We start from the raw sequence: 22419 nt of genomic DNA on the forward strand, positions 1-22419 counted from the left end.
GCGGCGTCCGCGACCTGGTCCGCGACCTCAACACCGGCTACCGCGCCACCCCCGCCCTGTGGCAGCGCGACACCGACCCGGCCGGCTTCCAGTGGGTCGTCGGTGACGCCGCCGACGACAACGTCTTCGCGTTCCTGAGGTTCGACGCCCAGGGGGCACCGCTGCTCGCGGTGTCGAACTTCTCCCCCGTCGTCCGCCACGACTACCGCCTCGGCGTGCCCGAGGGTGTGCCGGTGTGGCGGGAGATGCTCAACACCGACAGCGCGCGCTACGGAGGAGGCGACGTCGGCGAGCGCGGTCCGCTCGTGCCTCGGGACGGGCAGCTCCGTATCACCCTGCCGCCCCTCGCCACGGTGTGGCTGGTGCCGGCGTCCGCGGACTGACCCGGCCGGTCCGCCGCCCGCCCCCGGGTCTCGCTCACCTGGGCCGCGCCCGAGCACCGTCGACCACAGGGGTGACCGGCGACGTCACCCTCCGTGCGGTCTTCCCGGCCGGGCGGGTGGCCGCCAGCTCGCGCACGCCGCCTCGCGGCGGGCGCCACGGGTGGTGTCCGCCGGCCGGGACGGCTGCGAGCGCGTGTTCCGCGGGGCGGGCAGGCGTAGCCGGGCCGCGCGCGGGAACCCAGCCCAGGGAGAGAGCAGTCCGGGCCGCGGCCCACTTCACACGGTGCTGGGGAAGAGACGATGGCGACCGGGTCACGATGGGACGACACCCCCCTCTCGGAGGAGTCCTTCGAGCGCAGGGTCTCCTTCCGCGGGGAGCTGGGCAATGTGACGAGCGCGCGGCTCGCCGCGCAGGACTTCCTCGGCGCCCTCGCCCGAGCGTCACCGCCGACCGCCCCCGAGTCCTGGGAGGACATCCTGCTGGTGGTCACGGAGCTGGCCGCGAACGCCGTGCAGTTCGCGCCGGGACCGTTCGCCCTGCGGATGCGCCGCACGTTCGACGGCGTACACGTCACGATGCACGACACCAGCACCGTACGGCCCGAGCCGCGGCCGTTCAGCCCCCGCACGGGCAGCGGCGTCGGCTGGCGTCTCGTCGGCACGCTGTGCGACCAGGTCAGCGTGGTGGTCACGCGCGGCGGCAAGGACATCCACGCCTTCCTGCCCTGGTGAGGGCGGCCGTCCCGCCGTACCGGGGCGAAGGACCGCCCCGGGCCCGCCGGGACGCCCGGCCTGCCGCCGCGTCACCCGGGATGGTGGGCGACCACGCCGAACATCGTCACGGACATGTGCAGCCCGCCCCGCTCGGCCGCCTCGGCGAGCGCGGTGTACGCGGCGTCCCGCTGCCGCTCGGTGAGCAGTCCGCGGCGCACCGCCGAGTCGCCCAGCATCCGGATGATCGGCCAGGCGACCGACCGGTGGTCCTGGAACAGGGCCTCGCAGCCGCGGTCGTCGACCACCAGGCCGGCCGCCGTCACCTGTCCGACGAGCCGGCGCCCCGAGTACGGGTTGGCGGCGCCGGTGAGGGCACCCGAGGCGAACGCCCGGACGGTCTCCGGGTCGCCGGGGTGCAGCACCGTGGTGGCCCAGTCGGTGTCGAGCAGCGCGACGCGGCCGCCGGGACGCAGCACCCGGACCATCTCGGCGACCGCCCGGTCCGGCTCGGTGAGGTGCTGGAGGACGCGTTCGCACCACACGACGTCCACGGAGGCGTCCGGTACGGGCAGTGCCAGTGCGTCGCCGTGCGTGAAGCGGGCCCGGCTCTCGGCCGACCGCGCCTCGGCGACGGCGCGCAGCCCGGGGTTCGGTTCGACGCCCAGGGCGAGGCCCTCGGGGCCCACCGCGGCGGCCAGTTCCCGGGTCTGCGAACCGGTCCCGGCGCCGACGTCCAGCGCCCGCTCGCCTCCCTTGACCGCGAGTGCCTCGTGGGCCCAGGCGCGCAGCCGCCGTACCCCGGGGTTGGCGTCCTGCGCGTCGAGCGCGTCGGCCTGGGGCACCGGGTCGGCCGGGTCGGTGGGGTGCGTCCGATAGCCCGGGACGGGCGGTGTCAGCGGCATGGCGCGCACTCTACGACCCCCACGGCCCGCGTGTGGTCCACTCGCGCAGAAGGACGCGCCGCGCTCCGCAGCGGGAGGTGCCGGTGCCCGTGCGCCGGTCCCGCTGCCGCTCCCGGCTGGCGGAACCACCCGGGACACGGTGGGATCGATGGGGTGCGGACCCGCGATCCGGGGCAGGCGAACGGCGTCGAGCCGGACCGCCCGGTCCCGTAGAAGGGATGGAGACCGTGACACGACCCAGGATCCTGGTGGTGGGCGCGGGCTTCGCCGGAGTGGAGTGCGTTCGCCGCCTGGAGCGGAAGCTCTCCCCCGACGAGGCCGACGTCACCCTGGTGACGCCCTATTCGTACCAGCTCTATCTGCCGCTGCTGCCGCAGGTCGCCTCCGGTGTGCTGACCCCCCAGTCGATCGCCGTCTCGCTGCGCCGCAGCAGGAGGTACCGCACCCGGATCATTCCGGGCGGCGCCGTCGGCGTGGACCTGAAGGCCAAGGTCTGCGTCGTCAAGACGATCACCGACAAGATCGTGGACGAGCCGTACGACTACATCGTGCTGGCCCCGGGCAGCGTCACCCGCACCTTCGACATCCCGGGCCTGACCGATCACGCGTACGGCATGAAGACCCTCGCGGAGGCCGCCTACGTGCGCGACCACGTCATCGCGCAACTCGACCTCGCCGACGCCAGCGACGATCCCGCGGAGCGTGCCTCGCGGCTTCAGTTCGTGGTGGTCGGCGGAGGGTACGCCGGCACCGAGACCGCCGCCTGCTTGCAGCGGCTCACGCACGGCGCCCTGCGGCGCTACCCGCGGCTGGATCCCGGCCTGATCAAGTGGCACCTGATAGACATCGCTCCCCGGCTGATGCCGGAGCTGGGTGACAAGCTCGGCCGCAGCGCGCAGGAGATCCTGCGCGGGCGCGGGATCGAGATCTCCCTCGGCGTGTCGATCGCGAAGGCGGGGGCGCGGGAGGTCACCTTCACCGACGGACGGGTGGTGCCCACCCGCACACTGATCTGGACCGCCGGAGTGGTCGCCAGCCCGCTGATCGCGACGCTCGGCGCGGACACGGTGCGGGGCCGGCTCGCGGTCACCGCGGCGATGGCTTTGCCGGGGCACGACGGGGTGTTCGCGCTGGGCGACGCCGCCGCCGTCCCGGACGAGGCCAAGCACGAGCCGGGGGCCGTCTGCCCGCCCACCGCGCAGCACGCCATGCGGCAGGGCAGGCAGGTGGCCGACAACGTCATCGCGGCGCTGCGCGGCCTGCCCCTGCGCCCGTACGAGCACCGGGACCTGGGGCTGGTCGTCGACCTCGGTGGCCGGGACGCCGTCTCCAAGCCGCTCGGCATCGAGCTGCGCGGCATGCTCGCCCAGGCGGTCGCCCGCGGCTACCACTGGTCGGCGCTGCGCACCAACGTCGCGAAGACCCGGGTGTTGACCAACTGGCTGCTGAACGCCGTCGGCGGGGACGATTTCGTGCGTACCGGGTTCCAGGCCCGCCGCCCCGCGAAGCTGAAGGACTTCGAGTTCACCGACACGTATCTGACGCCCGAGCAGGTGCGGGCGCATGTGGCGGGGCGCGCTCTGGACAGCCCGGCGGACTGAGACCGGGCGCGGGTCCGCCGCGGTCCGTGCCGTCCGGGTGCGGTGCGGGTGCCGTGCCATGCTGAGCGGTGGATCACGACGTGACGGGAGAGAGCACAGCGGCGTGAGGACAGCGGAGCGGTCGGTGCGGGCGGAGCTGTGGGGTCGGCTCGCGGCGTCCGACCCCGGGCTGCTCCGGCTCACCGCGGGGCTGCGCACCGTGACGGCCATCGCGCTCACCCTGCTCGCCCTCGCGCTGCTGCGGGCGGATGTGACCCATCTGGTGGCCGGAGCGATGGGGGCGATGGCCGGCACCTTCGCCATCCGGGAGAAGCAGCGCGGCAAGCAGGCCGTGACGCTCGCGCTGGGTCTGCCGGTGGCGCTGGCCTCCGTGTCGCTCGGTGCGCTGCTCGACGCGGACGTCGTGATCGGTGACGTGTTCTTCGTGGCGCTCATCTTCTGCGCGGTCTACGGCCGCAGGTTCGGCGACCGGGGCACGGCACTCGGCCTGATCGGCTTCCAGACCTATTTCCTGTCGCTGTTCGTGCGCGCGACGGTGCCGTTGCTGCCGGGCTTGTACGGTGCGCTGGTCATCGCTTTCGCGTGCAGCGCGGTGACCCGGTTCGTCCTGCTGGCGCAGACGCCCGCGGGCGTCCTGGACCGGCTGCGCCGGGCCTTCCGGGCACGGCTCGCCCAGCTGATCACGGCCCAGATCGAGCTGCTCGACGCCGGTGAGCAGGACGCGGACAAGAGCCTGGAGCTGGTCCGGGTCAGGACCGCCCGGCTGCACGAGTCCGCGCTCATGATCCAGGGCCAGTTGACGGAGGGCACCCCTGACGAGGCGGCGGCGCGACTGCTCCAGCGGCGGACCGCGGACGCCGAGATCGCCGCCGAGCGGCTCGGGCTGATGCTGCTGACGGCGCGCGGCTCCGAAAGCGCGGACACGCTCACCCTGCATCTGCCGGGCGCGTCGCTTCCCTCCGGCGGCGAGCAGCCGATGCGGGACGCGGACAGGGCCGCGCTCCGCCGTGACCTCCAGGCACTGCGCCTGCTGGTGCTGCGGCCGGTGCACGCGGACCGGGGAACGGCGCTGTCGCAGGTCCGCAACCGGCTGCTCGGCTACCGCGACGAGGAGAACCTGCCGCAGGCGCCGCCCGCCGTACGGGACGTCTTCCGTGGTCTCGGCGAGGCCGGGCGGGCGGTCCTGGGTCTGCGGCTCGCCCTGGACGGACCGGTGGACGACTCCGACGACACGCCCGCGACGACCCGCTCGCGCGAGGAGCTGGACGCGGAGGACGCGGCGATCGGGAGCGGCGAGGAGGAGCGCGCCGCGGACGAGAAGGCGGCCACCGGGCCGCGGCCCAGCACGCGGGCGGCGGTGCAGGTGGCCGTCGGGTCGTCGCTCGCCATCGTCGGCGGCGAGCTGCTGTCTCCCCAGCGGTGGTACTGGGCGGTGCTGACCTGCTGGATCGTGTTCATCAACACCGCGTCCACCGGCGAGATCCTGGTGAAGGGCTACCGTCGGCTGCTGGGCACGGTCCTCGGCGTGGTGGCGGGCATCGGGCTGGCGGGACTCGTCGGCCACCACACCTGGACCGCGTTCGCGCTGGTGCTGGTGTTCATCTTCGCGATGTTCTACACGGCCCCGCTGTCGTACACGCTGATGTCGTTCTTCGTCACGGCGATGCTCGGGCTGCTGTACACGCTGCTCAACAGCTACAGCCTCGCCGTCCTGGTGCTGCGGGTGGAGGAGACGGCGCTGGGCGCCGCCTGCGGGATCATCGCGGCGGCGGTGGTGCTGCCGGTGCGGACGGACCGGCGCACCAACGAACTGCTGGTCACCGTCCTGGACCAGTTGGCGGACGTCACCCGGTCCGCGGTCGACCAGCTGAGCGGCGCGCCCCCGGTGGACCTGCTGGACAAAGCGCGCCGGCTGGACCAGTCGCTGGCGGACCTGGGGGCCTCCACGCAGCCGCTGACCCATCCGATCACGCCGCTGCGGACCCGCCGGGACACCGTGCGCTACGTGGTGGCGCTGCTGGAGTCGTGCGCGTACCACGCCCGTTCGCTGGCGGCCACCGCCGAACTCCTGCCGTCGAAGCCGTCGATGGCGGCGGACCCGCGGCTGCGCGGGGCGGGCAGCCGGATCGTGCGCAACATCGAGGCGATCGCCGCCTCGGTCGCGGACCGGCATGCGGAGGCCGGGGTCGAGGCCGGTCCGAGCATCGCCTCGCTGCTGCAGTCCGGCACGTCGGCCGATGCGCGCTACGGGCAGGTGACGGACCGGGTGCTGCGGCATCTGCAACGGCTGGACGAGACGGTGGTGGGTCTGGCCCGGCCGCTCGGCGTGCCGATCACGCGGCGCGGGAACTGAGGGCGGGCCCCGTGGGTCCGGGCGGGTGCCGGGGCACCGGTGCTCCGGGCCGGAGACGTGAAACGGGTCACGCGACCCGTTCTTTGCCACCGACCGCCCCCCTGATGGTTTAGCGTTCATCCAAGCGTGGACAGGAGGCGGCTGTGCCGGTCCTGCCTGGACCACCGCCTACGGCCCTGGCTGGTTTCCCCCGTCCAGCCAGGGCTCTTTCCTGCCCGTCGGCCCAGGTCCGCGGAATTCTCCGGTTCCCGAGGTGCCCGGCGCGGCGGCAGCGGCTGAAATGGGCGTAGGGAGAACTCCGGAACATCCCGCCCGCGAGGAGCCCCGCGCCATGACCAAAGCGATAAGACTGCTGACCGCCCTTCCGCAACCGCAGCGCGAGCGTCTGATGGAGTTGGCGCGGGAGGTGTCCTTCCCCGAGGACACCAGGATCTTCGAGGCCGGCGGCACCGCCGACCGCTTCTGGGTGATCCGGTCGGGCGCGGTCAACCTCGACCAGCAGGTGACCTCCCATCAGCGCGTCACGGTGGCGAGCCTCGGCGCGGGCGACCTGCTCGGCTGGTCATGGCTGTTCCCCCCGTACACCTGGGACTTCGGCGCGGTGGCCTTCAGCTTCGTACGGGCCTACGAGTACGACGCGTCCGCGGTGCTCGCGCTGAGCGTGGAGGACCCGCTGCTCGGGCTGTCGCTGGTGCGGACCGTCGCCGAGATCCTCGCCCACCGTCTGGAGCTGACGCGGGGCAAGCTCATGGACCAGTACACGATCCGCCGCCGGAGCGGGCTGTAGTGCCTCCCGCTGCGGTCGCGCTCCGGTCGCCGCGGCGCCCGGGTTGCGGTCGCCCGTCGGATGCCGGCGCGCCCCGGCCGCGCCAGTGCCTCGCCCGTACGCACGCTCCGGCTCCTCCAGTGCCTCAGATGCGGTACTGACGCAGCGCCGGAACCGCCGCGGCCAGCCCCACCGTGACGGCGACCACGAGCAGGCCACCGCCCGCGACCGCGGCGCGCGGCCCGAAGAGGGAGCCCATCGTGCCGTGCAGCACGTCGGCCAGGCGCGGGCCGCCCGCGACGACGACCGTGAACACACCCTGCATACGGCCGCGCATCTCGTCGGTGGCGGCGGACAGCAGGATCGCCCCGCGGAAGACCATGGAGACCATGTCGGCGACCCCGGCGGCGGCGAGGAACACCAGCGCGACCCAGAGATTGCGACTCAGTCCGAAGCCCACGATCGCCGCGCCCCAGCCGATCACCGCGCCGATGACCATCCAGCCGTGCCGCCGCGCCCGCGAGAACGTGCCGGAGAACAACCCGCCGATCACCGCCCCGACCGGGATCCCGGCGAACAGCACGCCGAGCGCCAGACCCTCGCCGTTCGGGGCGAAGGTCTGGGCGGCCAGTTGCGGGAACAGGGCGCGGGGCATGCCGAAGACCATGGCGATGATGTCGGCGACGAAGGAGAGCAGCAGCACCTTGTGCAGGGAGATGTAGCGGAAGCCGTCGGTCACCTCCCGCCAGCCCGCGCGCCGGGCCGCCGGAGTCCCGAGCGGCGGCAGCGCCGGCAGCCGCACGACCGCCCAGACCGTGGCGCACAGCGCCACCGCGTCCATGAGGTACAGCTCCGGCAGACCGACCACCGGGATCAGCGCGCCGGCCAGCAGCGGTCCCGCCACCAGGCCGGTCTGCATGACCGTGGATCCGAGGGCGTTCGCGGCGGGCAGTTCCTCCACCGGGACGAGCCTGGCGATGGAGGCGCTGCGCGCCGGGGAGTTGAGGCCGAAGAACGCCTGCTGCGCCGCGAGCAGGACCATCAGGACGACGACCGAGTCCAGTCCGGTGACGGCCTGCGCCCAGAACAGCAGCGAGGTGACCGCGATGCCGATGTTGGTCACCAGCAGCAGCTTGCGGCGGTCCACCGTGTCGGCGACCGCACCGCCCCACAGCGCGAAGACGACCAGGGGCACCAGACCGGCGAGGCCGGCATAGCCGACCCAGGCCGAGGAGTGTGTGATGTCGTATATCTGCTTCGGCACGGCGACGGCCGTGAGCTGGCTGCCGACCGAGGTGACGATCGTCGAGGACCACAGCCTGCGGAAGGCGGGGTGGCGCAGGGGGCGGGTGTCCATCGCCCAGCGGCGCCAGCCGCTCCTCGGCTCTGCCCCCGGAAGGGGGGAGTCGGGCTGCGGCGCGGTACTGCCGTCGGTGCTCTCGGTGGTGTCCACGTGCTTCCTGGTTGCTCGTTACAACTTTCGAATCCGGGCTTCACTATGGCGCACCGGTCCCGCCCGCCGAAACGATGCCTCGGGACGTCTCACGATCCGGCGACGAGCAGCGCCCCGAGCGTGAGCATGGTCACCGCGACCAGGCCGTCCAGCACCCGCCAGGCCCGTGGCCCGGCGAGGATCCGGCCGAGCGGCCGGGCCCCGAAGCCGAGTGCGGTGAACCAGCACAGGCTGGCCAGCGCCGCGCCGAGGCCGAACGTCCAGCGCAGCGGGCCGCGGTCGGCGGCGAGCGAGCCGAGCAGGAACACGGTGTCCAGGTAGACATGCGGATTGAGCCAGGTCAGCGCGAGACAGGTGAGCACCGCCCGCCGCCTCGAACCGGCCGGCGTCCCCTCCGCGCGCAGTCCTCCGGCGCCCGCCCCGAGCACACGGCGGGCGGCGAGGGCGCCGTAGCAGAGCAGAAAGGCGCCGCCGATCAGCCCGACCGCCCTCAGCGCCCCGGGCCAGGCCACCACCACCGCGCCGACTCCGCCGACGCCCAGCGCGATGAGCACCGCGTCGGAGAGCGCGCAGATGCCGACGACCGCGAGGACCGCGTCCCGGCGGATGCCCTGGCGCAGGACGAACGCGTTCTGGGCGCCGATGGCGACGATGAGCGAGAGGCCGGTGCCGAAGCCGGCGGCAGCGGCGGTCAGGGCGCTGGACATGCCGGTGACGCTAACGACATGATCACCCGGCGTACAGCTAAGGATTTTTACGTAGCATTAGCACGACTACAGACGGAGGGCCGGGGAGGAGGCGCGGGCCGTGACGATGCCGGAGCTGCCCCTCGACCAGGTGCGGACGCTGCTCGCGGTGGTGGACGAGGGCACGTTCGACGCGGCGGCGGCCGCCCTGCACGTGACGCCCTCGGCGGTCAGCCAGCGGGTGAAGGCGCTGGAGCAGCGCACGGGCCGGGTGCTGCTCCAGCGCACCAAGCCGGTGCGGCCGACGGAGTCCGGCGCGGTGCTCGTGCGGTTCGCCAGGCAGTTGGCCCGGCTGGACCGGGACGCGCGGGGCGAGCTGGGGCTCAGCGGGGCCGAGGAGCCCACGCGGGTGTCGGTGGCGGTGAACGCGGACTCGCTGGCCACCTGGTTCCTGGCGGCGCTGCGACGGGTGCCGCGGCAGCCGCGGATCTGCTTCGAACTGCGACGCGAGGACGAGGACCACACCGCTGCGCTGCTGCGCGAGGGGCTGGTGATGGCCGCGGTGACCTCGTCGCCCGACCCGGTGCCGGGCTGCTCCGTGCGCCCGCTGGGACGGATGCGCTATCTCCCCGTGGCGAGCCCCGGGTTCGCCACGGAGCATCTGGGCGGACCGCCGGCAAAGGCGCTGGCCGCGGCGCCGGTGGTCGTCTTCGACCGACGGGACGACTTCCAGGACGACTTCGTCCGGGCGCTGGGCGGCGGCACCGGTGCCGCGAGTGCGTCGCGGCACCACGTTCCCACCTCCGAGGGGTTCGCCGCGGCCGTCGCCGCGGGACTCGGCTGGGGCATGGTGCCGCAGACCCAGGCCGACCCCCTGCTGCACGCCGGCCGCCTGGTCCGGCTCGTTCCCGGGCGATGGGTCGACGTCCCCCTGTACTGGCAGCAGTGGAAGCTCGACTCCCCCGCGCTGGCGGCGGTGGCCGACGCGGTGGCGGTGACGGCCGGGGAGAACCTGCTGCCCCACGGGAACTGACCGGGTACCGGTCGCGCCGTCGCGACCGGGCTACGGCGCCACCCGGGCCCCGGGCACTCAGGCCCGCTTCGGCTTTCCGTCCTCGTACAGCCAGGTCCGGAACAGGGCGCCCAGATCCTTCCCGGACTCCTGCTCGGGCAGGCGCACGAACTCGGTGGTGGTGCCGCGCCCGTCAGGTGCTGGGTGGGCCACTCGCGCAGGATCCAGAAGAACACGGTGTCACCGACTATGAGGAGCATCGCCCTAATTACTCACTTTTATGCAGAGTTGTGCCGCGTCATCCACCGGTCGACTGGTTTCGCCACAGTACGCTCACGGCACCGTCCGCACCGGAGAGAGGCCACGATCGTGAGCGTGCGTGTGCGTCGCATCTACGAACCGCCGGAACCCGACGACGGCTTGCGGGTCCTGGTCGACCGGCTGTGGCCGCGCGGCATGGCCAAGGACGCGGCCGAGGTGGACGAATGGCCGAAGACGCTGACCCCGTCGACCGAACTGCGCCAGTGGTACCACGCGGGCGAGGGCGGCTACGAGGAGTTCCGCCGCCGGTACGAGGCGGAACTCGCGGAGCCCGGGGCCGCCGAACTGCTGGACGGCCTGCGCACCGCGGCCCACAAGGGCCCGGTGACGCTGCTCACCGCGTCCAAGAACCCGGAGCAGAGCCATGCGGCGGTGCTGGCCGGGGTGTTGAGCGACTGACCCGGCCGGCTCACCCGGTCTGCCGCGCCGCCGCCCGCCCCGCGGCCCGCCCGGAGAAGAGGCAGCCGCCGAGGAAGGTGCCCTCCAGCGCGTTGTAGCCGTGGACACCGCCGCCGCCGAAACCGGCCACCTCCCCGGCCGCGTACAGCCCGCCGATGGGCTGCCCGTCGGCGCCCAGGGCGCGCGAGTCCAGGTCGGTCTGGATGCCGCCGAGCGTCTTGCGGGTCAGGATGTGCAGCTTGACGCCGACGAGCGGACCGGCGGCCGGGTCGAGGACGCGGTGCGGGACGGCGACCCGGCCGAGGCGGTCACCGATGTAGCGGCGGGCGTTGCGGATGCCCTGGATCTGCGAGTCCTTGCTGTAGGGGTTGTCGATCTGCAGGTCACGGGCCTCGATCTGGCGGCGCACCTCGGCCGGGTCGAGGAGCGGCTCGTCCGTGAGTCCGTTCATCTTCGCCACGAGGCTTTCCAGGGTGTCGGCGGTCACGAAGTCCGCGCCGTGCCGCAGGAACGCCTGCACCGGCCCGGGGGCGCCCTTGCCGAGCAGCCGGTCGCGCAGTACCGCCTTGCGGTCCTTCGCGGTGATGTCCGGGTTCTGTTCGGAGCCCGACAGCGCGAACTCCTTCTCGATGATCTTCCGGGTGAGGACGAACCAGGAGTGGTCGTGGTCCTTGAGGTCGTCGGTGGTGCGCAGGTGCCGGAGGGTGCTCAGGGTGTCGTAGCCCGGCAGGCAGGGGTCGGGCAGCCGGCGGCCGAGGGCGTCCAGCCAGACGGAGGAGGGGCCGGGCAGGATGCGGATGCCGTGGCCGGGCCAGACCGGGTCCCAGTTGTGCAGCCCCTCGGTGTAGTGCCACATGCGGTCCCGGTTGACCAGGCGCGCGCCCGCCTCGGCGCTGATGCCCAGCATCCGGCCGTCGACGTGCGCCGGGACACCGGTGACCATGTGCGCGGGCGGCGTGCCCAGCCGCTCGGGCCAGAACCGGCGGACGATGTCGTGGTCGGCGCCGATGCCGCCGCTGGTGACGATCACGGCCTGGGCGGTCAGTTCGAAGTCGCCGATCCGGTCCCGGTTGGAGGGGACGCCGCGCGGCGCGTCGTCGGGGGCGAGGACGGTACCGCGCACCCCGGTGGCCTGCCCCGCCTCGACGACCAGTTCGTCCACCCGGTGCCGGTGGTGGAAGGTGAGCAGCCCGTCGCGGACGGCCTGCCGGGCGTGGCGCGCGAACGGCTCGACGACACCGGTGCCGGTGCCCCAGGCGATGTGGAAACGCGGTACGGAGTTGCCGTGCCCGTCGGCGCGCAGGTCGCCGCGCTCGGCCCAGCCGACGGTGGGCAGCAGGGAGATGCCGTGCCCCTGCAGCCAGGAGCGTTTCTCGCCGGCCGCGAACTCGACGTAGGCGCGCGCCCAGCGCACCGCCCAGGAGTCCTCGTCCGCGAGCCGGTCGAACCGCGCGCTGCCCTGCCAGTCGTTCCAGGCGAGGTCGAAGGAGTCCTTGACGCCGAGGCGCCGCTGCTCCGGGGAGTCGACGAGAAAAAGGCCGCCGAAGGACCAGAACGCCTGGCCGCCGAGGTTGGCGGCGTTCTCCTGGTCGACCAGGGCGACGCGCCGGCCCCGGCTGGTGAGTTCGTGCGCCGCGACCAGACCGGCGAGGCCCGCTCCGACGACGATGACGTCCGCGTCCATGGTGACCGTTTCCTTCCCTCGGCGAATGTCTCTACGAGTCGTGCCACGAGCCGTGCGGGGTGCCGTTGCCGTCGGTCAGCAGCGCGGTGAGCAGCCGGCGGAGCCAGGCACGGGCGGCGTCCACGTCCCGGTCCAGCAGCAGTTGGGTGGTGACGCCGTCGTAGGCGGCGACCACGGCGCGCGCGGCGCCGTCCGCGCCGCCGAGCGCGGCGGGCAGCGCGGTGTGGCCCGCGGCCCGGGAGAGCCGGTCCGCGACGGCCTGCCGCAGGCGTGCCCGGTGGCCGAGGAGCGTCTGTGCCACGGCGGGGTCGCGGGCGGCGTGCACCAGGAAGTCCGTCTTGACCAGCAGCCAGTCCACGTCCAGCAGGAGCACCTCGGTGACCCGGTCAGCGGCGGCGGGGACGTCCAGTCCGGGCCCGTCGAGCGCCAGCGCGGCGGTCACCTGCTCGGTGATGAGGTCGGCCCGGTCCCGGTAGAGGGCGAAGAACAGTTCGTCCAGGGTGGCGAAGTTGGAGTAGAAGGCGCCCCGGCTGAAGCCCGCGGCCTCGCAGATCTCCTCGATGGAGACGCGGCCGAACCCCTTGGCGGCGAAGACGGTGAACGCGGCGTCGAGCAGCCTGGCCCGGGTCCGGACCCGGCGCCGGGTCACCCGCCCGGCCGTCGTCTGCGCCATCACCCGGCCCTCCGTTCGATACGCGAATGTATCGGATACGTCGATGTATCGAAAGGGCTCGGAAGGCCCGCGTAAGGCCCGCGTAAGGCCCGAGGAAGGCCCGCGGAAGGCCCGCGGCGCGGCACGGCGTCACCGAACCACGATCATGGGAACACATTTTCGATTCAAGGGTTACGCTGGCGGCATGGCCACGCACTTGCAGGGCTCCCTGTTCGACCAGGGCGACGAGCCTCGGCTCGCCGCCCTCGCCGGAACCCGCCGCACCGTGCTGGGCGCCGGCGCCTGGATCGACGTGCTGCCCGGCTGGCTGAGCGGGGCGGACGCGCTGTTCGAACGGCTGGCCGCTGACGTGCCGTGGCACGCGGAGCGGCGAGCGATGTACGACAACGTCGTCGACGTACCACGGCTGCTCGCCTTCTACCGGGCGGGCGAGGCGCTGCCGCACCCGGTGCTGGCCGAGGCCCGCGACGCGCTCTCCCGGCACTACGCCGCCGAACTGGGCGAACCCTTCACCACGGCCGGCCTGTGCCACTACCGCGACGGCCGGGACAGCGTCGCCTGGCACGGGGACCGGTTCGGACGGGGCGCCCGCGAGGACACCATGGTCGCGATCCTCTCCGTGGGCACGCCCCGGGACCTGCTGCTGCGCCCGGTGGGCGGCGGCCACTCGGTCCGCCGGCCGCTCGGCCACGGCGATCTCATCGTGATGGGCGGCTCCTGCCAGCGGACCTGGGAACACTGCGTCCCGAAAACGGCGCGCGCCACAGGGCCGCGCATCAGCATCCAGTTCCGCCCGCACGGCGTACGGTGATCTTCGGCGCCCCCCGCACGCGGCGGCCGCCGGCGCGTCTGGTTGGCTGTCCGCGTCGGACAGCACGCTCAGGACTCGGGGAGATCATGCAGGCAGACGTACGCCAAGTCGCCGACGGCGCCTACCTGGTGCACGGGAACAACACCAACTGGGTGATCCTCAAGGACGGGGACGCCGTGACCCTGGTGGACACCGGCTACCCCGGGGACCGGCAGCCGCTCCTCGACTCCCTGGCCGCGGTGGGCAGTGCGCCCGAGGCGGTCACCGCCGTACTGATCACACACGCGCACAACGACCACCTGGGCTCGGCCGAGTACCTGCGCAGCACCTACGGCACCCCGGTCTACCTGCACAAGGCCGAAGTCCCGCACGCCCGCCGGGAGTTCCTCCAGCAGGTGTCCGTGGGCGCGGTGCTGCGCAACGCCTGGCGGCCGGGTGTCGTGCCGTGGCTCGTGCACGTGCTGCGGGTCGGCGGCACGCAGCAGCATCCGGTGGGCGCTCCGGAGCCGTTCCCCGGCGACGGGGCGCTGGATCTGCCGGGCCGGCCCGTCCCGGTGCACACGCCCGGCCACACCGACGGGCACACCGTGTACCACCTGCCCCACCTCGGCCTCGTCATCTCCGGTGACGCCCTGGTCAGCGGCCACCCGACCGCCCGGCTGCGGGGACCCCAGCTGCTGCCGGTCATGTTCGACCACGACCGGGCCCGTACGGTGGCCTCGCTGGAGCTGATCGCACAGCTCGACGGCGACACGCTGCTGCCGGGTCACGGGCCGGTCCACCACGGGCCGGTGCGCGAGGCCGCCGAACTGGCCCGGACGCGGGCCGGCTGAGGCACCCGCCGGGCGGCCGCCCGCTCCGCACCGCCCGCCGCGGCAGGCCGTAGGGTTCGTGCCATGGCCTTGCAGATCAGCGCCACCAATCCGGAGCACCCCGCGCTCCTGCTCGAACTCCCCTGGGGCCTGCCCCTGGAGGAGTGGCCCGAGGAATACCTCGTGCCGCTCCCCCGGGGCATCTCCCGGCACGTGGTGCGCTACGCCCGCGCCGGCAGCGAGGTCATCGCGGTCAAGGAACTCGCCGACCGGCCCGCGCTGCGCGAGTACGAACTGCTGCGCGACCTGGACCGGCTCGGCATCCCCGCCGTCGACCCGCTGGCCATGATCACGGGCCGCGCCGACGGCACCGGGGGGCCACTGGAGGCGGCGCTGGTCACCCGGCACCTGGGCGGCTCTATGCCGTACCGCTCGATGTTCGAGACCACCATGCGTCCGGAGACCATGCACCGGCTGATGGACGCGCTGGCCGTGCTGCTGGTGCGGCTGCACCTGGCCGGGTTCGCCTGGGGCGACTGCTCGCTGTCCAACACGCTGTTCCGGCGCGACGCGGGCGCCTACGCCGCCTATCTGGTGGACGCCGAGACCGGGGATCTGCACACGCGGCTCAGCCCCGGCCAGCGCGAGTACGACCTCGACCTGGCGCGCGTCAACATCAGCGGCGAGCTGATGGACCTGGAGGCGTCCGGGGCGCTGCACCCGTCCGTGGACCCCGTCGAGTTCGGCCACGAGATCTGCACCCGCTACAGCGACCTGTGGCAGGAGCTGACCCGCACCTCGGTGTACCCGGCCGGCAAGTACCACTACATCGAGCGCCGCATCCGGCGCCTGAACGACCTCGGTTTCGACGTCGCCGAGATGCAGATCGAGCACTCCTCCAACGGTGACTCGGTCACCTTCGTGCCCAAGGTCGTCGACGCGGGCCACCACCAGCGCCAATTGCTGCGCCTGACCGGTCTGGACACGGAGGAGAACCAGGCCAGGCGGCTGCTGAACGACCTGGAGAGCTGGATGGCCACCCAGGACGACTACGCGCCCGGCGACCCCCTCAGCACCCGTGACGAGGTGCTGGCCCACCGCTGGGTGCGGGACGTGTTCCGGCCCACCGTGCGGGCCGTGCCGCCCGAGCTGCGCGGCGCGATGGATCCCGCGGAGATCTACCACCAGTTGCTCGAACACCGCTGGTACCTGTCCGAGCGCGCACAGCACGACATAGGGCTGGACACGGCGGTCGCCGACTACATCAAGAACGTCCTGCCCAAGGCCCGCGCGACGCTGGAGCCCACCACACCCGAGTGAACGGGCCGCAGGTCCGGGGGCGCCGCGGACTGCGCGGCGCCCCCGGACCGGTGGTCCGGTGGGGCCCGGTCAGTCGTGCGGGACCACGGCCACCGGGCACGGCGCGTGGTGCAGCACCCCGTGGGCCACCGAGCCGATGCGGGCGCCGACCGCCGTGCGGTGCGCCCGGCGCCCCACGACCATCAGCTGGGCCCGCGCCGCGACCGACAGCAGTACCTGTCCCGCGCTGCCCATCTCGATGTGCTCGGTGACGGGCACGTCGGGGAACCGCTCCCGCCACGGCCCGAGCGCCTCGGCCAGCGCCTCCTTCTCGTACGGCTCCAGGCCCCCGGCGTCGTCCAGGAGTCTCATCGAACCCGGGCTGTAGGCGAAGACGGGCGGCAGGGTCCAGGCCCGGACGGCCAGGAGCGCGGCCCGGCGGGCCGCCGCGGTCTCGAACGCGAACCGCAGCGCGGCGGCGCTGTCCTCGGGGTCGCCCTGCTGGCCCACGACCACGTCCCGGCCGGCCGCCTCGGCGGCGGCCCGGTCCCCGGCGCGCACCAGCACCACCGGCCGCCGGGCCTCGGCGATCACCTGCTGGCCGACGGAGCCGAGCAGGAACCCCACGACCGGTCCGTGGCCGCGTGAGCCGAGCGCCAGCAGTTCGGACTCGGCCGCGGCGGCGAGCAGCGCCTCGGCGGCGTGGCCCTCGACGACGTCCGTGGTGACGGTCAGCTCCGGGTGCCGCTCGGTGACCGGGCTCACCGCCTGGTCCGTCGCGTCGCGCACCCAGGTCCGCTGGGTCTCCCGGTCCGCCGCGGCGGACACCTCGTGGTGCTGGGGATGCCAGGCGTGCACCACGTGCAGGGGCCGGTCCCGGCGGACGGCCTCGCGGGCCGCCCACGCCAGTGCGGCCAGGCTTTCCTCCGTACCGTCGACCCCCGCCGTGATCGGGCGTGTCATGCGCAGCCTCCTCGTCGTCGCGCGTGTGCGGGGTCAGTCTTCCCCACCCGGGCCGGGTCGCGGGTGCGCTCCGGCGTGACAGAGCGAAGCCGGCGGATCGAACATACGATGGGGCGTGGACCGGTGCGGTGACGACGGCGACACCGTCCCGTGGACAAGACCTCTCGGGGTGGGAGACGTATGGCACAGGCCGCCGACACAGCGCGGACCGTCATTTTGACCGACTCATCTTTGACATACGGCTGCTCTTGCCGGAAAGTTCGTCCGTGCAGGTCACGCGACATGTTCGTACTCGTGGGGGATTCCGCCGAGGCGGTCGCGTCGTCGTATGTCGAGGTGGGCGATGGCGTCCGGGTCGGTGATCGGTGTGGGGAGCGGTTGCAGCAGGCGGGCGTCTGCGATGCCCTGGTGGGGCCGGTGGGAGTTGTAGTGCTGTTCGAACTCGCGCAGGGCGTGGAGCAGGTGGCGAAGATCCTCATCACTGAACCCAACGCCAGTCGGCGGCCGGCCCACGTCACCGCTTGCGCCGCTTGCGGTTCTGCTGACGGCGGGTGCGCAGCGGCGGCTCCACGTGATCTCACGCTGTGAACGCGGCCGTCAGCAATCCTCCGGTAGCCGCCATGTGGAAGTGCCCTGCGAAGGCCTGAGGGAGGGCGAACGCGGGGCGATGCTCGGTCAGCCCCCCGCACCGGCACCGTCTCCAATCCACCGGAAGGTCGCCGGGTACTCGGCGCCGTAGCCTCTGTCACCGGCGGAGACGGTGGTGGCGACGCCCTGGTGGTTGAAGTACTCGGAGTCGTACGTCGTGTCGGAAGAGGACTCCGAGCCGCCGTAGCTGTTGGAGACGGCAGCGGCGCCCAGGCTGACGGCTTCGTTCACGGCCGTGCCGAGGCCGTCCATCGAGGAGGAGTTGGCCTCGACGAGCGTGATGTTGCAGTTGGAGCAGATGGTGGAGGCCATGTCGAGGCCGGGGGAGATCTCGCCGGCCCAGCCGCTGTCGGCCGTGGGGAGGTTGGAGGAGCCGTCCTGGGCGACCTTCGTGAAGCAGCCGTTGGAGGAGGTGCAGGCGGACAGGCCGTAGTTCGAGCGGTAGGCGGCTAGGTCCGACTCGGCGTTGGGGTCGTCGTAGGCGTCGACGATGGCGATGGTCTTGCCGGAGCCGCTGGAAGAGGCGGCGGAGGTGAGGCCGTAGGCCGACTGGAGGTCGCTGGGGCCGTAACCGGTGGGCGAGTCCGCGGCGGCGTTCGGCTTGACGGTCTGGGGCGCGATGCCCTTCTTCGCCGCCTGCTCCTCCTGGAAGGCGGTGGTGCCGCTGGTGACGCGCAGGGCGTTGCAGGACGTGTAACCCTTCTTCCGGGTGTCGGGGCACTGCTGTCTGTACTTCACTGCATGACCCTATTGAGCCCGGGAGGGCCAATGCTCAGCACTCCAAACGCGGACAAGGCGTGGAAAGGCATGACGAGGTCATTCCCGACCCCGGAGGCGCCAGGCCAGTATGCCGCCCCGAGCAAGGCGGAGAGGACGGCTTACGCCGTGCTGCTGCACGGACCGGCTGCGCGCTCAGGCGGCGCCGACGCGAGTCAGTGGCTGCTGCTACGCAACCGCACAGCGAAGCGCCTGTAACCGACGCACCAGCAGCAGCCACACTAACGACTCGGTACGCGATAACCAGGGCCCTCAGAGCGACTCGATGGGCCCTGGCGATCCTGGGAGACTGCCAGCATGACTGGCATGATCGTGGTCAGCGACTACGACCCCCAATGGGCTGAGCAATTCCAGGATCTGCGGCAGCGACTTGCACCTCACGTCGCGGATCTGGCTGTATCCATCGAGCATGTCGGAAGCACAGCCGTGCCCGGATGCGCGGCCAAGCCGATTATCGACCTTGACATTGTAGTGGCCGAGGACGCCGCCATGCCCGAACTGATCTCCCGGCTCACCGGGCAGGGTTACCGGCCCGAAGGTGATCTGGGGATTCCGGGACGGGATGCCTTTCAAGCCCCTTCTGCGGCTCCCGAACATCACCTGTACGGCGTGGTCTCAGGTTCCAAGCCCCACCTTGATCACATCATGCTCCGTGACTACCTGTGTCAGCGGCCCGATGAAGTCCGACGCTACAGCGCGTTGAAGGTGGCCCTCGCGCAGCGGTTCCGTGCCGACAGCAAGGGCAGGCAGGAGTACTCGGCGGCGAAGGGCGCTCTGGTGGAGGAACTGGTCGCGAAGTCCTACGCCGCTCGGGCCGCCGGAGAACCGTGACGTGACGGCGGCCGCACGGGTTGGTGATGTTGTGACGCATTACCGAGCCCGTGCGGCCTTGACCCATCCTGCCTTCTGCGGCCTTGATCGTGCACATCTCGGCGTTTTGACCGAGGAGTTGGCCGACCCCTGGCTGAGGCGGTGCGAATCCGGGCTGCGTGAGCGTCGTGGCGGAGAGCGCAAACGGGCCGCCGGAGCCGGGCCGGACCACAAACTGATCTTCACCGACCGGGTCCTGGTCACCCTGGTTCACCTGCACCTGCAACTACCCCACGCGGCACTGGCCGAGCTCTACAGCGTCTCCCGCCCCACCGTCACCCGCGCCATCCATGAGATCCGCCCGCTGCTGGCCTCCCGCGGCTTCGCCGTCCCCGACCGGCCCGGCCTCCGGCTGCACACCCTGGCCGACGTATTCGCCTACGCCAAGGCCGAAGGTGTCGAACTGCGCATCGACGGCACCGAAACCCAGGTCCGCCGCCCCAAGGCCGGCCGCTCCGGCCGCAAGGCGTTCGTCTCCGGCAAGAAGAAGCAGAACACAGCCAAGACCACCACCATCAGCGACGGCTCGGGACGCCTGCTGTGGTCCGGGGCCGACCGGCCCGGCCGGATGCACGACCAGACCGCGATGCGCACCGAGGGCATCGCCGAGCAACTGCGGCTCCATCCGCATGTCAAGGCGAAGGTCGACGAGGGCTACCGGGGCCTGGCCAACGACTTCCCAGGCCAGGTCCAGGCACCGCCACGCAAGCCGAAGGACGAAGCGCCACTGGGCGAGAAGTACGCCTGGCGCGAGGCGCGCCGACGGCAGTCCTCCGCGCGGATCTGCGTGGAGCACACCATCGGCGAGGAAAAGAAGTGGCGGCCGCTCCAGCGATACCTCGGCCGTCGCGAGTCCTACGCCGAAACGCATGCTGCCATCGCCGCACTGGTCTCCGACCGCGCGGCCCGCAGGCCCACCCGGCGGCGCACGAGCACCGAACTCGTGCTCGCCCACCAGACTGCCTGCTGATCACCCACCAGCCGAACGGCCAGGCCAGCACACCCCGACCTCAATCGCGTACCGAGTCGTAACGCGTCAGTCGCCCAAGACGCCGTCGAGGTAGTCCTGCACCGGCCCGTACAGGCCGCGCGGAACCAGCCTGCGGACAATCGCCCTGCGAGGCCCAGACGACCCCTGTGACTTCCCTGGCGCTCACCGGGGCGTTTCCGTGTGTGCGCTGAGGTCAGCGCAGGCCGTCTGTGTCGTCGTGCTCTTCGCCGACTGGGAATGGCCGACGGTCGTCCCACGGTCCCTCGCTGTAGATGACCTCGGAGACCGTGCTGTCGTAGGCGCCGTTGAGGCCGTTGCCGCTTGTGCCGAGCATGTTCTCCCAGTCGATTCCCATGCCTACGAGCCTAGACCGTATGGAGAACCGGCGCCTCGCTCGCAAGTCGGCGCGAGTTGCCGCCACTCCGAGTGACGGTAGAGCCGCAGTTGCCGGAGGTGCCGGTCATGTTCAAGCGTACGTATGCCGGGCTGGATATTCACGCCCGTTCGGTCGTCGGGGCCGCGATCGATGGAGTTTCCGGGGAGATCCAGTCGCTGCGGCTGGCGCCGCAGACGGAGGCGGTGTTCCGGGCGAGTACGGCCGGGTCGAGCAGCCCGTTCTCGGACACGGCCGTGCGGGTCAGGATGCCGCCGTGCCAGGCCACGCCGCCGTCCTCGTAGAGGAGGAAGTGCGAGTCGGCGTCCGCCAGCAACTCCTGCCCGGGCGGCACCAGCAGCCGCAGGCCGAGCTGGTTTCCCATGACTCCGCTGGGGAGGAACAGGCCCGCGGTGAACCCGAAGGTGTCGGCGAGCATCTGCTCCAGGCGGATCACGGTGGGGTCCTCGCCCAAAGTGTTGTCGCCGAGGTCGGCAGTGGGCTTGGTGACGGTGTCGCTGCGCAGGTCGGTGATCTCGTTGGGCACGGGGTCTCCTATGGGTTGGTGGTAGAGGTGTCGGGCAGGCTGTGGGCGAGGCGGGCCATGCGGTCCGACAGGGTGTCGAAGAAGGCATCGGACCGGTCCCGGAAGTAGAAGTGGCCGCCGGGCAGGATCCGGACCTCCCATGGGCCGGTCGTGTGGTGCCGCCATTCGGCGAGCCGGTCCTCGTCCTCCCAGTCCCGCGCACCGCCCAGCGCTAGGGCGTGTTTTCAAAGTTGATCAAGGTCGTGTCATGATCACGTGTTGTGGCTCGTGGGGATCTGACAGAAGCGCAGTGGGCGGTGCTGGAGCCGTTGTTGCCGAAGGGCAGGAAGCCCGGGCGGCCTGTGGTGCACAGCAAGCGGAAACTGATCGACGGCATACGGTTCCGCACTCGGACCGGCATACCCTGGCGCGATCTGCCGGAGCGGTACGGGCCGTGGGAGACCGTGTACACCCTGTTCAGACGCTGGCAGCGGGACGGCACCTGGCACCGGATCGTCGAACAGCTCCAGGCCCGGGCGGACGCGAAAGGGTTGATCACCTGGGATGTCTCGGTCGACTCCACGATTACCCGTGCCCACCAGCACGCGGCCGGGGCCCGCAAAAGGGGGATCTGCAGACCGAGCCGCCCGGCGGCGTCTTCAGCGAACCCGACGACCACGCTCTCGGGCGGTCGCGCGGCGGACTGACCACCAAGCTGCACCTGGCCGTCGAGCAGGCCCAGAAGATGCTGTCCCTCGTCGTCACGGCCGGACAGCGCGGCGACTCCCCGCAGTTCCAGACCGTGCTCGACCGCATCCGGGTGCCCCGGCCCGGGCCGGGCCGTCCGCGCACCAAGCCGGACAAGGTCCGCGCGGACAAAGCGTACGGCTCCCGCGCGAACCGTGCCTACCTGCGGCGACGTAAAATCCGGTGCACCATCCCCGAGAAGCGCGACCAGATCGCCAACCGCGGAAGCGCGGCTCCCGCGGCGGACGACCGCCGAAGTTCGACGTGGCCGACTACCGCGAGCGCCACGCGGTCGAGTGCGGCATCAATCGCCTCAAAAGGCACCGCGCGGTCGCCACGCGGTACGACAAGCTCGCCGTCCGATACGAAGCGACCGTCCTCGTTGCCGCCATCAATGAGTGGCTGTGACCAGCACATTGAAAACACGCCCTAGTCGTCATCAAGGAACTCCTCGGCCACGCCCACATCGGCGTCACCGCCGGCGTCTACGCCCACGTCCGACTCCGCCTCCAACGCCAGGCCATCGACACCCTCGGCAACGCCCTCAGCCCGGCCGACGGCGACCACGAGGACCCACCCACCGCCGCCGTCCGCTAGTGTTGCCGTCACCGCTGCCGTCAAACGCCGATGGAGCCCCTCCGGAATTTCATTCCGG

The 22419-nt window shown here is 72.1% G+C and carries 22 protein-coding genes and 3 pseudogenes; 15 read left to right on the plus strand and 10 right to left on the minus strand.

Features of this window, described 5'->3' with window-relative positions; genetic code table 11:
* The coding region (locus ACFC09_RS43705) for an alpha amylase C-terminal domain-containing protein (RefSeq protein ID WP_376538358.1) at positions 1 to 383 on the plus strand (383 nt) is incomplete at its 5' end.
* A 300-nt stretch (positions 384 to 683) separates the two neighbouring features.
* Complete coding sequence (locus tag ACFC09_RS43710; protein WP_376538360.1) at positions 684 to 1115, plus strand: ATP-binding protein; 432 nt, start codon at positions 684 to 686, stop codon at positions 1113 to 1115.
* A gap of 71 nt (positions 1116 to 1186) precedes the next feature.
* Here ACFC09_RS43710 and ACFC09_RS43715 read toward each other — a convergent pair whose 3' ends face one another.
* Positions 1187 to 1999 (minus strand): methyltransferase domain-containing protein, encoded by an 813-nt coding sequence (locus ACFC09_RS43715; protein ID WP_376538362.1) that lies wholly within the window; start codon positions 1997 to 1999, stop codon positions 1187 to 1189.
* 218 nt (positions 2000 to 2217) lie between these two features.
* Between ACFC09_RS43715 and ACFC09_RS43720 the strand changes: the two genes are divergently transcribed.
* The 3 genes from ACFC09_RS43720 to ACFC09_RS43730 all read left to right on the plus strand — a co-directional run bounded on the left by ACFC09_RS43720 (position 2218) and on the right by ACFC09_RS43730 (position 6740).
* Positions 2218 to 3600: an NAD(P)/FAD-dependent oxidoreductase gene (locus tag ACFC09_RS43720; protein WP_376538364.1), complete on the plus strand. Its 1383-nt coding sequence runs from the start codon at positions 2218 to 2220 to the stop codon at positions 3598 to 3600.
* Between the two features lie 103 nt (positions 3601 to 3703).
* Positions 3704 to 5953 carry an FUSC family protein gene (locus ACFC09_RS43725; RefSeq protein WP_376538366.1) on the plus strand — a complete coding sequence of 750 codons (2250 nt, stop codon included), beginning with the start codon at positions 3704 to 3706 and terminating at the stop codon, positions 5951 to 5953.
* Between the two features lie 331 nt (positions 5954 to 6284).
* Positions 6285 to 6740, plus strand: coding sequence for a cyclic nucleotide-binding domain-containing protein (locus ACFC09_RS43730; RefSeq protein WP_376538368.1), 456 nt, complete (start codon positions 6285 to 6287; stop codon positions 6738 to 6740).
* Positions 6741 to 6864: 124 nt separating this feature from the next.
* Here ACFC09_RS43730 and ACFC09_RS43735 read toward each other — a convergent pair whose 3' ends face one another.
* A complete protein-coding gene (locus ACFC09_RS43735) occupies positions 6865 to 8172 on the minus strand; it encodes an MFS transporter (protein ID WP_376538370.1) in 1308 nt (435 codons plus the stop codon).
* Positions 8173 to 8261: 89 nt separating this feature from the next.
* Entirely contained in the window at positions 8262 to 8879 is a 618-nt protein-coding gene (locus ACFC09_RS43740; RefSeq protein ID WP_376538372.1) for a LysE/ArgO family amino acid transporter, read from the minus strand.
* Positions 8880 to 8985: 106 nt separating this feature from the next.
* Here ACFC09_RS43740 and ACFC09_RS43745 point away from each other — a divergent pair, with 106 nt between their 5' ends.
* Positions 8986 to 9891 (plus strand): LysR family transcriptional regulator ArgP, encoded by a 906-nt coding sequence (locus ACFC09_RS43745; RefSeq protein ID WP_376538399.1) that lies wholly within the window; start codon positions 8986 to 8988, stop codon positions 9889 to 9891.
* A 57-nt stretch (positions 9892 to 9948) separates the two neighbouring features.
* Here the strand turns inward: ACFC09_RS43745 and ACFC09_RS43750 are convergent, their stop codons facing one another.
* Entirely contained in the window at positions 9949 to 10083 is a 135-nt protein-coding gene (locus ACFC09_RS43750) for a hypothetical protein (RefSeq protein WP_376538374.1), read from the minus strand.
* A gap of 156 nt (positions 10084 to 10239) precedes the next feature.
* Here ACFC09_RS43750 and ACFC09_RS43755 point away from each other — a divergent pair, with 156 nt between their 5' ends.
* The gene (locus tag ACFC09_RS43755; protein ID WP_376538376.1) at positions 10240 to 10590 is read left to right on the plus strand and encodes a DUF488 domain-containing protein; all 351 of its coding nucleotides are present in this window, start codon (positions 10240 to 10242) and stop codon (positions 10588 to 10590) included.
* A gap of 10 nt (positions 10591 to 10600) precedes the next feature.
* On the opposite strand, the gene ACFC09_RS43760 is transcribed toward ACFC09_RS43755, so the two are convergent.
* Both ACFC09_RS43760 and ACFC09_RS43765 read right to left on the minus strand, forming a co-directional pair.
* Positions 10601 to 12274, minus strand: coding sequence for an FAD-binding dehydrogenase (locus ACFC09_RS43760; RefSeq protein WP_376538377.1), 1674 nt, complete (start codon positions 12272 to 12274; stop codon positions 10601 to 10603).
* 31 nt (positions 12275 to 12305) lie between these two features.
* Positions 12306 to 12947, minus strand: a complete 642-nt coding sequence (locus tag ACFC09_RS43765) for a TetR/AcrR family transcriptional regulator (protein ID WP_376538379.1) — start codon at positions 12945 to 12947, stop codon at positions 12306 to 12308.
* A 184-nt stretch (positions 12948 to 13131) separates the two neighbouring features.
* On the opposite strand from ACFC09_RS43765, the gene ACFC09_RS43770 reads away from it, so the two are divergent.
* From ACFC09_RS43770 to ACFC09_RS43780, 3 genes are all read left to right on the plus strand, one after another.
* Positions 13132 to 13758, plus strand: coding sequence for an alpha-ketoglutarate-dependent dioxygenase AlkB (locus ACFC09_RS43770; protein WP_376538381.1), 627 nt, complete (start codon positions 13132 to 13134; stop codon positions 13756 to 13758).
* Between the two features lie 86 nt (positions 13759 to 13844).
* Positions 13845 to 14591: an MBL fold metallo-hydrolase gene (locus tag ACFC09_RS43775; RefSeq protein WP_376538383.1), complete on the plus strand. Its 747-nt coding sequence runs from the start codon at positions 13845 to 13847 to the stop codon at positions 14589 to 14591.
* Positions 14592 to 14654: 63 nt separating this feature from the next.
* Positions 14655 to 15890 carry a DUF4032 domain-containing protein gene (locus ACFC09_RS43780; protein ID WP_376538385.1) on the plus strand — a complete coding sequence of 412 codons (1236 nt, stop codon included), beginning with the start codon at positions 14655 to 14657 and terminating at the stop codon, positions 15888 to 15890.
* 69 nt (positions 15891 to 15959) lie between these two features.
* Here the strand turns inward: ACFC09_RS43780 and ACFC09_RS43785 are convergent, their stop codons facing one another.
* Positions 15960 to 16832: a universal stress protein gene (locus tag ACFC09_RS43785; protein ID WP_376538387.1), complete on the minus strand. Its 873-nt coding sequence runs from the start codon at positions 16830 to 16832 to the stop codon at positions 15960 to 15962.
* Positions 16833 to 17114: 282 nt separating this feature from the next.
* On the opposite strand from ACFC09_RS43785, the gene ACFC09_RS43790 reads away from it, so the two are divergent.
* Positions 17115 to 17420 carry a hypothetical protein gene (locus tag ACFC09_RS43790; RefSeq protein WP_376538389.1) on the plus strand — a complete coding sequence of 102 codons (306 nt, stop codon included), beginning with the start codon at positions 17115 to 17117 and terminating at the stop codon, positions 17418 to 17420.
* Between the two features lie 114 nt (positions 17421 to 17534).
* Here ACFC09_RS43790 and ACFC09_RS43795 read toward each other — a convergent pair.
* Positions 17535 to 18218: pseudogene (locus tag ACFC09_RS43795) on the minus strand (peptidase S8); the annotation flags it as partial.
* A 336-nt stretch (positions 18219 to 18554) separates the two neighbouring features.
* Between ACFC09_RS43795 and ACFC09_RS43800 the strand changes: the two are divergent.
* Together ACFC09_RS43800 and ACFC09_RS43805 are read left to right on the plus strand one after the other, a co-directional pair.
* Entirely contained in the window at positions 18555 to 19088 is a 534-nt protein-coding gene (locus ACFC09_RS43800; RefSeq protein ID WP_376538391.1) for a GrpB family protein, read from the plus strand.
* 106 nt (positions 19089 to 19194) lie between these two features.
* Positions 19195 to 20097 carry a transposase family protein gene (locus ACFC09_RS43805; protein WP_376538393.1) on the plus strand — a complete coding sequence of 301 codons (903 nt, stop codon included), beginning with the start codon at positions 19195 to 19197 and terminating at the stop codon, positions 20095 to 20097.
* A gap of 214 nt (positions 20098 to 20311) precedes the next feature.
* Here ACFC09_RS43805 and ACFC09_RS43810 read toward each other — a convergent pair whose 3' ends face one another.
* Entirely contained in the window at positions 20312 to 20473 is a 162-nt protein-coding gene (locus ACFC09_RS43810; protein ID WP_376538395.1) for a hypothetical protein, read from the minus strand.
* 139 nt (positions 20474 to 20612) lie between these two features.
* Complete coding sequence (locus tag ACFC09_RS43815) at positions 20613 to 21038, minus strand: beta-eliminating lyase-related protein (protein WP_376538397.1); 426 nt, start codon at positions 21036 to 21038, stop codon at positions 20613 to 20615.
* Positions 21039 to 21298: 260 nt separating this feature from the next.
* Here ACFC09_RS43815 and ACFC09_RS43820 point away from each other — a divergent pair.
* A pseudogene (locus tag ACFC09_RS43820) lies at positions 21299 to 22172 on the plus strand (IS5 family transposase).
* 21 nt (positions 22173 to 22193) lie between these two features.
* Positions 22194 to 22361: pseudogene (locus ACFC09_RS43825) on the plus strand (site-specific integrase); the annotation flags it as partial.
* Positions 22362 to 22419 lie beyond the last annotated feature (58 nt).

It is taken from the genome of Streptomyces sp. NPDC056161 (assembly GCF_042268025.1).
GTDB lineage: Bacteria > Actinomycetota > Actinomycetes > Streptomycetales > Streptomycetaceae > Streptomyces.